Annotated in this window: 8 protein-coding genes; 5 read left to right on the plus strand and 3 right to left on the minus strand. The window is 69.7% G+C overall.

Annotated features, from left to right (window positions below; translation table 11 throughout):
* From G6016_RS14455 to G6016_RS14475, 5 genes are all read left to right on the plus strand, one after another.
* Positions 1–364: trypsin-like serine protease (locus G6016_RS14455; RefSeq protein WP_182633319.1), on the plus strand; the 364-nt coding region annotated here is incomplete at its 5' end.
* Positions 365–427: 63 nt separating this feature from the next.
* A complete protein-coding gene (locus G6016_RS14460) occupies positions 428–910 on the plus strand; it encodes a GNAT family N-acetyltransferase (protein ID WP_182633320.1) in 483 nt (160 codons plus the stop codon).
* 191 nt (positions 911–1,101) lie between these two features.
* Complete coding sequence (gene leuA / locus G6016_RS14465) at positions 1,102–2,961, plus strand: 2-isopropylmalate synthase (protein ID WP_182633321.1); 1,860 nt, start codon at positions 1,102–1,104, stop codon at positions 2,959–2,961.
* A gap of 638 nt (positions 2,962–3,599) precedes the next feature.
* The gene (locus tag G6016_RS14470; RefSeq protein ID WP_182633322.1) at positions 3,600–4,706 is read left to right on the plus strand and encodes a peptidoglycan recognition protein family protein; all 1,107 of its coding nucleotides are present in this window, start codon (positions 3,600–3,602) and stop codon (positions 4,704–4,706) included.
* A 321-nt stretch (positions 4,707–5,027) separates the two neighbouring features.
* Positions 5,028–6,167, plus strand: a complete 1,140-nt coding sequence (locus G6016_RS14475; RefSeq protein WP_182633323.1) for a glycerophosphodiester phosphodiesterase family protein — start codon at positions 5,028–5,030, stop codon at positions 6,165–6,167.
* Between the two features lie 181 nt (positions 6,168–6,348).
* Here the strand turns inward: G6016_RS14475 and G6016_RS14480 are convergent, their stop codons facing one another.
* From G6016_RS14480 to G6016_RS14490, 3 genes are all read right to left on the minus strand, one after another.
* Positions 6,349–6,780, minus strand: a complete 432-nt coding sequence (locus G6016_RS14480) for a phage holin family protein (RefSeq protein ID WP_182633324.1) — start codon at positions 6,778–6,780, stop codon at positions 6,349–6,351.
* Between the two features lie 6 nt (positions 6,781–6,786).
* Positions 6,787–8,148, minus strand: a complete 1,362-nt coding sequence (locus G6016_RS14485; RefSeq protein ID WP_182633325.1) for an aminotransferase class III-fold pyridoxal phosphate-dependent enzyme — start codon at positions 8,146–8,148, stop codon at positions 6,787–6,789.
* A 198-nt stretch (positions 8,149–8,346) separates the two neighbouring features.
* Positions 8,347–9,318, minus strand: a complete 972-nt coding sequence (locus G6016_RS14490; RefSeq protein WP_241730333.1) for an exonuclease domain-containing protein — start codon at positions 9,316–9,318, stop codon at positions 8,347–8,349.
* Positions 9,319–9,659: the final 341 nt, after the last annotated feature.

Below are 9,659 nucleotides of genomic sequence, written 5' to 3' on the forward strand. Positions count from 1 at the left end.
GCCCGCCCCCGCGGTCCTGCGCGCCGGCGCCGATCCCGCGCCCGGCTCCGTTCTGCAGTTCCACGGCTTCGGCAGCACCGGCCCCCTGGCGCACCATCCGCGCGCCACGGAGCTGCGCACCGGGCAGACCCGGCTCGACCGGATGGTGCCCCGCGACGGCACCTGGGTGGGCCAGAATCACACGCTCGGTGGAGGATTCAGCTTCGGCGACTCCGGCGGGCCGATCTTCCACGGCGACCGACTGGTGGGCGTCCACGACCGCTCCGACCACGGCCGCCGGCAGCCCGACGGCTCCAGCCCCGCCCACTACCAGTCCATCCCCGCGCAGAACGGCTGGATCGACTGGATGATCGCCAACCGGTGACCGCGGAGGGGATGAGGGTGACACGGGCGTGCCGAACCGCCGCGGTTTTGCCACACTGAGCAGATGACCCCGCCGGAGATCACGATCCGTCGCGCCTCGCGCGCCGACGTGGACCTCGTGCTGTCCGCCGACGATCTGCTCGCGCACCCGCCGACCGCCGAGTGGACGCAGGACTTCCTCGACCGCGGTTCCAACCTGCTGATCCTCGCCCTCCGGGACGATCGGCCCGTGGGGATTCTGGTCGGCGTCGAGACCGGTCATCTGGGTGCCAGCCCGGACCTGTTCATCTACGGGATCGTGGTGCGCGAGGATCTGCGCGGCCACGGGATCGCGCACCGGCTCGTGGAGAAGGCGGTCGAGGTCGCCGAGGAGGCCGGGTGCACCCGGGTGTGGGGGTCGGTGCACCGCCACGACGAGCCGGACGCGGACGTGCGCGGGGCCGGATCACCGTTCGCGGGGGTCACCGCATCCGGGGGCGACGACGACGAGCTCACCACCCGGAGCACATCCACCCGATCGACGACGTTCGTCATCCCGATTCCGTGAGGGCTCTGTCTGCGGGGACTGTTGCCGCGGGGCCCGCCGGAGATGTGTATCGTGGCCCCCATGCAGCGCGTGCTCCTTCTTGGGTGCCGCGGCGGGGCCCGCTGAGGCGGACCGGCTCCCCGTCGCGGGATTCTTTCGCGCCGGTCCGATCCTTCTGAAGACCGCTCAAAACGGAAGTAGAGCCCCCAGTCATGAATCCTGCTGATGCATTCGTCTCGTCGTCGTCGACCATTACTCCCCCCTCGAAGCCCGGTCGCCCCGGCCAGCCCGCCTGGAACACTCAGCGCGGTTCCTCCATGCCGTGGCACCGGTACCGGCCGTTCGCCGAGGAGGTCGAGGACGTCTCGCTGACCGACCGCACCTGGCCGGACACGGTCATCACCCACGCGCCCCAGTGGTGCGCGGTGGACCTGCGCGACGGCAACCAGGCGCTGATCGACCCCATGAGCCCCGCCCGCAAGCGCCGCATGTTCGAGCTGCTGGTGCGCATGGGCTACAAGGAGATCGAGGTCGGGTTCCCGTCCGCCTCGCAGACCGACTACGACTTCGTGCGCGAGATCATCGAGGACGACGCGATCCCCGAGGACGTGACCATCCAGGTGCTGGTCCAGTGCCGCGAGGACTTGATCCGGCGCACGTTCGAGGCCTGCGAGGGCGCGTCGAACGTGATCGTGCACTTCTACAACTCGACCTCGATCCTGCAGCGCAAGGTGGTGTTCCGTAAGGACCGCGACGCGATCCGCAAGATCGCCACCGACGCCGCCGAGCTGGTCACCACCGTCGCGCGCGACTACCCCGACACCAACTGGCGCTGGGAGTACTCGCCGGAGTCGTTCACCGGCACCGAGCTGGCCTTCTCCAAGGAGATCTGCGACGCGGTGACCGAGGTCGTGGGCGCCACCCCCGAGAACCCGATCATCATCAACCTGCCGGCGACCGTCGAGATGGCCACGCCCAACGTCTACGCCGACCAGATCGAGTGGATGCACCGCAACCTGGCGCACCGCGATGCGACCATCCTGTCGCTGCACCCGCACAACGACCGCGGCACCGGCGTGGCCGCCGCCGAGCTGGCCTTCCAGGCCGGCGCGGACCGGATCGAGGGCTGCCTGTTCGGCAACGGCGAGCGCACCGGCAACGTCTGCCTGGTGACGCTGGGCATGAACATGCTGACCCGCGGCGTGGACCCGCAGATCAACTTCTCGGACATGGACGAGATCCGCCGCACCGTCGAGTACGCCAACCAGCTGAACGTGCCCGAACGGCATCCGTACGGCGGCGACCTGGTGTTCACCGCCTTCTCCGGCTCGCACCAGGACGCGATCAACAAGGGCTTCGACGCCCTGCAGGCCGAGGCCGACTCCCGCGGCGAGGACGTCGCCGACATCACCTGGGAGGTCCCGTACCTGCCCATCGACCCCAAGGACGAGGGCCGCACGTACGAGGCCGTCATCCGCGTCAACTCGCAGTCCGGCAAGGGCGGCGTCGCCTACATCATGAAGAGCGACTACGGCCTGCAGCTGCCGCGGCGCCTGCAGATGGAGTTCTCGAAGCTCGTCCAGAGCGTCACCGACTCCGAGGGCGGCGAGGTCACGCCCAAGGCGATGTGGGACATCTTCTCCCTGGAGTACCTGGACCGCGTCTCCCCCATGGAGCGCATGTCGCAGCACCTGGTCCCCGCCGAGACCGACGACGGCGAGGACTCCATCGAGGCCGTCGTCAAGTGGAAGGGCGAGACCAAGGAGCTGACCGGCTCCGGCAACGGTCCGCTGGCCGCGTTCGTCGCCGCGCTCAACGACTCGTTCGACGACGAGATCCGCATCCTTGACTACTCCGAGCACGCCATGACCGCCGGCGACGACGCCACCGCCGCCGCCTACGTCGAGGTGCAGTTCGGCAATCGCGTGTTCTGGGGCGTCGGCCGGGCCGGGTCCATCACCACCGCGTCGCTGCGGGCCGTGGTCTCCGCCGTGAACCGCGCCTACGCCGACGAGGCCGACCAGCCCGAGACCATCGGCTCCACGGAGGGCGCCCGCACCTGGGCTCCCTGACGCCGGGGGCGGTTCAGCGCCGGGGCCGGTCCCCGGGCCTGAGCGCTGGCTGACTGGCTAGCTGGCCGAGTGGCTGGCCGGCTGGCCCAAAGTTCATCGCCGAGAGGGTTTCGCACACATCGCTCGAGTAGCAGTGTGCGAAACCCTCGGTTTCTCGGGCCGGCCGAAGCAGACCGTCGGGCTCATCGCCAAGAGAGTTCTGCACACATCGCCCGAGATGCAGGTGCGCCAAACCCACTTGTAGATGCACGGGGAGGGGTGCGCGGGCCAACGCCGGCCGCGGTGGCGCGGGCAGGTCGCGAACCCGGCCGCGACTGGTGGTGAAGTCTGCACTCGGATAACGGCTTTGACGACTCCCGGCAGGGGCGCCCGAGGGCGCAGGAGCGCCCCCGGGCGGAAGCCGGATGCGGGCGGCGTAACCGGTCAGCTGGGGCCGAGGAGGGCGCACTCAGCCTGAGTAGAAGCTGTGCGTTTTTCCCGGAAGTGCCGCATTTGGCGCCTCATGAACCACACCCGTCACAGATATCACTTCGGTAACGAAGGTCTCGATTTGGTTACGCTAAGGGCGTAATGTGGCTGCCGTTCGCGCCGATATGCCAGGCGAAAACTCATTTCACACTCTGTCTGGAGACCCTGTTATGCCCGTGTCACGTCGTGGCTTCCTCACCGCCGCATCGGTCGGCGTGGGTGCTGCTGTCACCTCGACCATCCGCGGCCCCATCGCCGGCGCCAACCCGTTCGACACCGGATCCCTCGGTGGCGTCGCCCAGGACATGATGCAGTCGATCTCCACCGGCAGCGGGATGATCCAGCCCAACGGCCCGCTCGGCTACGTCGGCGTCACGTTCCCCAGCCCCGAGGACATCGCCGGACGCATCCGGTTCGCCTTCCCCGACGGCTCCGTGGGCGACTGGCAGCCGCTCGAGCTCATGGACTCCGCTCCCGACTCCGGCAGCGTGCCCGCCTCCGAGCTCGTGGCCGCACCGGACGGTGCCGTGAGCTACGAGGTCGACGCACCCAAGGGCGCCGAGGCCACCGTCTTCGATGACGGCCGTGGCGGCAATCGCAACTACAACCTCGGCAGTGTGGGCACGCTCGGACTGCCCATCATCCCGCGTGCAGCGTGGGGCGCCGACGACGTCGCGGGCAACTGGTGGGGCACCCCGCAGTTCCACGCCGCACAGGGCATCACGATCCACCACACCGCCTCGGTTCCCGGCGGCAACCGCTCCGCAGCAGTCAAGGCGATCTACAACTACCACGCCAAGACCCTGGGCTGGGGCGACGTGGGCTACCACCTCCTCATCGACCCCGAGGGCCGCATCTACCAGGGCCGCGGCGGCACCCCGCTCGGCACCCCGGTTTTCCAGGCCCCGCCCGTCCTCGGTGTCGCACCGCCCATCGTCACCGGTGGCCACGTCGGTGGTTACAACAACGGCAACATCGGCATCAGCCTGCTCGGCAACTTCACCAACCACCCGCCGACCCCGGCCGCCGTGGGTGCCACGATCGACGCCGTCCGCGCGCTGTGCAACGCCACCGGCATCAATCCGCGTGGCGGCATCAACTACCGCAACCCCCAGGGCGGGGCCACGCGCCCGATGCCCGCGGTCTCCGGCCACCTCGACTGGGGCGGCACCGCCTGCCCCGGCGGCGCGTTCTATCCGCAGATGCAGTTCATCCGGGACCACGCCGCCAACGGCTGGACCCCGCGTGCGGTCTCCTCGGGCACCTTCGGTTCCTGATCCAGACAGCGCCGCCGCCTGATCGCGTGACCGCCGGCCCCTGAACCGGCGAACGCCGAGCGCCCCGCCCTTGCCGCACCCGCGGATAAGGGTCGGGGCGCTCGCCGCATTTCCGGGCGTCGCGCCCCGGAGCCCACCCAGCGCCCCACACCCGCGATCGCACCGCGCCCAGTCGACACCGAGCATTCACCTCGGCGTAGGTCACTCGACTTCAGCGCCACCTACCCTCACCGGGAGAGCGGGATCGGACAACCTCGCCGGATGCCCGCCACAGGAACCTGGCACCACATTTCTGGTCCTCCCACCGACGAAAGTGCGCGCATGCGACTGCCCCGTGTCATCGCCGCCGCCGGAGCCACCGCGCTCGGCTGCCTGCTCACCTCCCCCGCACTGGCTGCCGCGGCCCCCGCGCCCGCATCCGGCTCGCTCGGAGCCGATGGCCCGCTAGGGTCACTTGATGTGGCCGGGTCACTGAACTCCGCAGGCGACGACTTCGACCTCCAGGCACATCGGGGCGGCCTCGGCCTGCACACCGAAAGCAGCCCGCAGGCGTTCGCCCATGCGCTGGAAATGGGCGTGACAACGCTCGAGCTCGACACCCAGGTGACTGCGGACGGTGTCGTCGTCGTCACCCACGACCGCAAGCCCAGCCACGACGTCTGTCGGGACACCGCCCCCGTCGAGGCCGGCGACCCGATGTTCCCGTACATGGACCACTACATCCATGAACTAACGATCGCGCAGGTCCGGACGCTGGACTGCGGTTCAATCCAGCGGCCCGGGCACCCCGATCAGCAGACCCACCCGGGCGAGAAGATGATGCTCCTGTCGGAGGTGTTCGACCTGGTCAAGGCCCACGGCGCGGACGGGCCCGGCGGCGTGATGATGAACATCGAGACCAAGGTCGAGGCCGGGGCGCCCGACGAGACCGCCCCGCGCGAGGAGTTCGTCGCCGCGGTAAACGAGCAGATCGCCGCGTCCGGGCTGGCGCAGCAGGTCACCGTGCAGTCCTTCGACTGGGGCGCGCTGATGGCCATGCACGAACTCGCGCCCGACCTGCCGCTCGTCGCGCTCACCAACCACGACTTCCTGGGGATCGGCGCCGACGCGCCCTCACCGTGGCTGGGTGGGATAGACATCAAAAATTTTGACGACGACGGCGTCGCCGCGGCCGCATCGATCGAGGGCGTGGTCGCGTACTCCCCGGTCGCCACCTACCCCGATCAGAGCTGCACCGTCGGCGAGGACGACTGCACGCCCTACGTCACGCAGGAGATGGTCGACAGCGCGCACGCGCACGGCCTGACCATGATCCCGTGGACCGTAGATGCCGCGCCGACCATGGAGTACCTGCTGGACCTGGGCGTGGACGGGATCATCACCAACTACCCGAACGTGCTGCGCGACCTCATGGCCGAGCGCGGCATGCCCCTGCCGAAGGGCTACGCCGCCGAGGGCTGAGCGGGCGGCCCGGCCAGCTCCCCCGGCAGCGCTGGCAGCGCCGGCAGCGCCGGCATCGTCCCCGGACAGTCCCGGCCAACGAGAAGAGCCTTCCGCACACTTCCTCTCGGGAAACGTGTGCGGAAGGCTCTTGACGATGAACGGGGCCAGCGGCGCGGCGTTCGGCGGTGGCCGGCGGCGGCTACTCCCAGGTCTTGTCGCGCGTGACCAGGCTGGAGACCCAGTTGACCAGGCCGATCACGATCGCGCCGAAGAACGCCGCCCAGAACCCGCTCACGACGTACTCGGCGCCGAACAGCTGGACCGCGCCGGTGATCCAGCTGGTCAGCATGAGCATCAGCGCGTTGACTACCAGCAGGAACAGTCCGAGGGTGAGGATGGTCAGCGGCAGCGACAGGAACTGCACGATCGGTTTGACCACCGCGTTGACCAGCGTGAACACCACGGCCACGATGAGCAGCGCCGTGATGGTGGGCACGCTGACCTGCGAGTCGACGGCGCCGGCGTCGGGCGCGTAGATCCCGGTGGTCTCGCGCAGAGAGATTCCCGGCACGATGAGCGTGGCCACCCAGAGGGCGAGCGCGTTGACGATCAGCCTGAGCACCAGCCCCATCACCGATCAACTCCTCACATATGAGTCCGCGACGTCGAGCGCGCGGTCGAAGATGTCCAGTCCCTCGCCTGCCTCGTCCGCAGTGATGGTGCACGGCGGGACCACGTGGAAACGGTTGTAGTTCATGAACAGCAGCAGGCCGTCCTTCTTAGCCGCTCCGAACGTCTTGGCCATGGCCTCCGAGGACCCACCGTACGGGGCGAGCGGCTCGCGGGTCTCGCGGTCGGCCACCATTTCGACGGCCCAGAACACGCCCAGGCCGCGGACCTCGCCGATCGACGGGTGCTTCTCCGCGAGTTCGCGCAGCCGCGGGCCGATGACGTCCTCGCCGATCGTGCGCGCGTTCTCGACGATCTTCTCGTCGCGCATGAGGTTGATGGTCGCCACCACGGACGCGGCCGCGAGCGGGTGGCCGGCGTAGGTCAGGCCGCCGGTGTAGGGGGTCTTCTCGAAGGACGCGGCGATCCGGTCGTGGAGGATCACGCCGCCGATCGGCACGTAGCCGGAGTTGGAGCCCTTGGCGAAGGTGATGAGATCGGGCGCCCAGTCGTCGTCGCCCGAGCGGAAGTTGTCCAGGGCCAGCCACTCGCCGGTGCGGCCGAAGCCGGACATGACCTCGTCGCAGATCATGACGATGCCGTACTTGTCGCAGATCTCGCGCACGCCGCGCAGGTAGTCGGCCGGCGGGACCATGATGCCGACGGTGCCGGGCACGGACTCGATGATCAGGGCCGCGAAGTGGTCGGGCCCCTCGAGGCCGATGAGGGTGTCGAGGTGCTCGAGCGCGCGGTCGCACTCCTGCTTGTCGTTCTCGGCGTAGAACTGCGAGCGGTACAGGAACGGGGCGTGGAAGTGCACGGCGCCGGTGTTGCCGAGGTCGTTGGCCCAGCGGCGGGTGTCGCCGGTGAGGTTCATCGAGGTGGTGGTGGCGCCGTGGTAGCTGCGGAACGCCGACAGGGTCTTGTGGCGGCCGGTGTGCTTGCGGGCCATGCGGATGGCGTGCTCAACGGCCTCGGTGCCGGCGTTGGTGAAGAACACGCGGTTCATGCCGGCGGGCGCGACCTCGGCGACCAGGCGGGCGGCCTCGGCGCGGGCGGCGTTGGCGTGCGCCGGGTTGATGGTGCACAGCTCGGCGGCCTGGTCCTGGATGGCCTTGACCACCACGGGGTGCTGGTGTCCGATGTTGGTGTTGACCAGCTGAGAGGTGAAGTCGAGGAGACGGTTTCCGTCGCCGTCGGTGAGGTAGCTGCCCTCGGCGGCGGTGATGACCATCGGGTCGGAGGCGCCCCAGGCCGACCAGGGGGCCAGGACGTGGGCGCGCTCCTTGTCATAGACCTCGCGGGCGGCGGCGTTCTGCGGAGCGGGCACGGGTTTCCTCTCGGTCGACAGCGGTGGAAAGTGCCCCCATCATGTCAGTTTCCGCCCCACCCCTCCCTGTTCCCGCTCCACGATGCGGAAAACCGGGCGGGCCGTCCCGCGCGACGCACACTGGCGGTCCCGTGCGACGCACGCTGGCGGCACCGCAGGTGCCGTCCGCCGGTCGCCCTGCCATCCGCAGCGCCACGGCTAGAAAAGCGCCCCCTGTGCGTCGTCGACGGGCCGGGCCGGCGCGACGGGCCGGCCGGGCGCGACGTCCGCGAGCAGCTCCACTAACCGGTCCGACCCCACCAGTTCGAGTCCCTTCTTCCGGGCGAACGCGGTGCGTCCCCGCACCGCGGTGGGTGCGTCGCACACCGCCAGTGAGGTGCGGGAGGTGATCCGGTCGGCCACGTAAAGACCTTTGACGACGACGAGACCGACGATCTCTTCGGGATCGCGATCCACGTCCTGGGTGAACACCACCTCCATGCCCTGGACCAGCCCGCCGTCCCGCTTCAGCCTTCCGGCGGGACGCCACAGCCGGGGTGCGCCCACGGCCTCGGCCCAGACGGTGGAGACGAGGAATCCGGTCTCGGGGTGCGGCACCATCGCCTCGAGCTGCCGGACCGAGGGCACCGCGCCCTTCTCCTCGGCCACCCCGCGCAACCCGGTGAATACGCCGGCGAGCACCAGCGCGTCGTCATGCGCGTCGTGCGCGGACCGCTGCTCCACCCCGAAGTGCTCGGCCAGGGTCGAGAGCTTGAGGTCGCGGGTCGACAGGTGCAGCCGCCCGGCGAAATCGAGGGTGCACACGTACTGCGTCAGCGGCGGCTCCAGTCCGGCACGCCGGGCTTCGGCGGCCAGGAACGAGGCATCGAACGCCGCGTTGTGCGCCACGACCGTCCGCCCTGCGAGAATCCTGCCGAGCTCCGGCGCGATGTCCTGGTATCGCGGCTTTCCGGCCAGCAATGCCGGCGTGAGTCCGTGTACGTGGACGGGGCCCGGATCGACCCCCGGGTTGAGCAGGCTCACGAATTCTTCGATGACCTCGCCGTCGTCGTCAATAACGACCGCAGCCACCGACAACACCCGGTCGACCGCGGGGGTCATCCCCGAGGTCTCGACGTCCACCACCACCCAGCCTGCCATGCGCTCCATCGTGGCACGCCGCACCGACATCCCGGCCTCCCGCCGCCGGACACCCGCTCACGCCGCGCCGCACGCCCGCCGCGCCGACTCCCGTTCACCGGCCTGATCCCCGCGTGTCGGACCGATTGGCTAGTCTCGACGCCGATCGATCAGCGCCGGCAACACACCCGGCCCATAATCAGGGGGATGCAGTGGCGCGCTACAGGGCTGACACGCCCGCGGCCCGACTCCGCGATGCGCCGATCCGCGCCCGGCGTCGCACGCGGCGGTGGGTCGTGGGGGGCGTCAGCACCTATGTCGTCGTGTGCCTGGTCGCCCTCGCGGGCCTGGTCCTCACCGCCCCCGGCACCACTCTCACCCACGCCGGCGCC

The sequence above is a fragment of the Dietzia aerolata genome, from assembly GCF_014144865.1.
In the GTDB taxonomy this organism is placed as follows: domain Bacteria; phylum Actinomycetota; class Actinomycetes; order Mycobacteriales; family Mycobacteriaceae; genus Dietzia; species Dietzia aerolata.

Coding starts and splice junctions, on each gene's coding strand:
- G6016_RS14480 (WP_182633324.1), bottom strand. CDS start 6,780: ATGGGGCTGGTGCTCAGGCTGATCGTCAACGCGCTCGCCCTCTGGGTG.
- leuA (WP_182633321.1), top strand. CDS start 1,102: ATGAATCCTGCTGATGCATTCGTCTCGTCGTCGTCGACCATTACTCCC.
- G6016_RS14475 (WP_182633323.1), top strand. CDS start 5,028: ATGCGACTGCCCCGTGTCATCGCCGCCGCCGGAGCCACCGCGCTCGGC.
- G6016_RS14460 (WP_182633320.1), top strand. CDS start 428: ATGACCCCGCCGGAGATCACGATCCGTCGCGCCTCGCGCGCCGACGTG.
- G6016_RS14490 (WP_241730333.1), bottom strand. CDS start 9,318: ATGTCGGTGCGGCGTGCCACGATGGAGCGCATGGCAGGCTGGGTGGTG.
- G6016_RS14470 (WP_182633322.1), top strand. CDS start 3,600: ATGCCCGTGTCACGTCGTGGCTTCCTCACCGCCGCATCGGTCGGCGTG.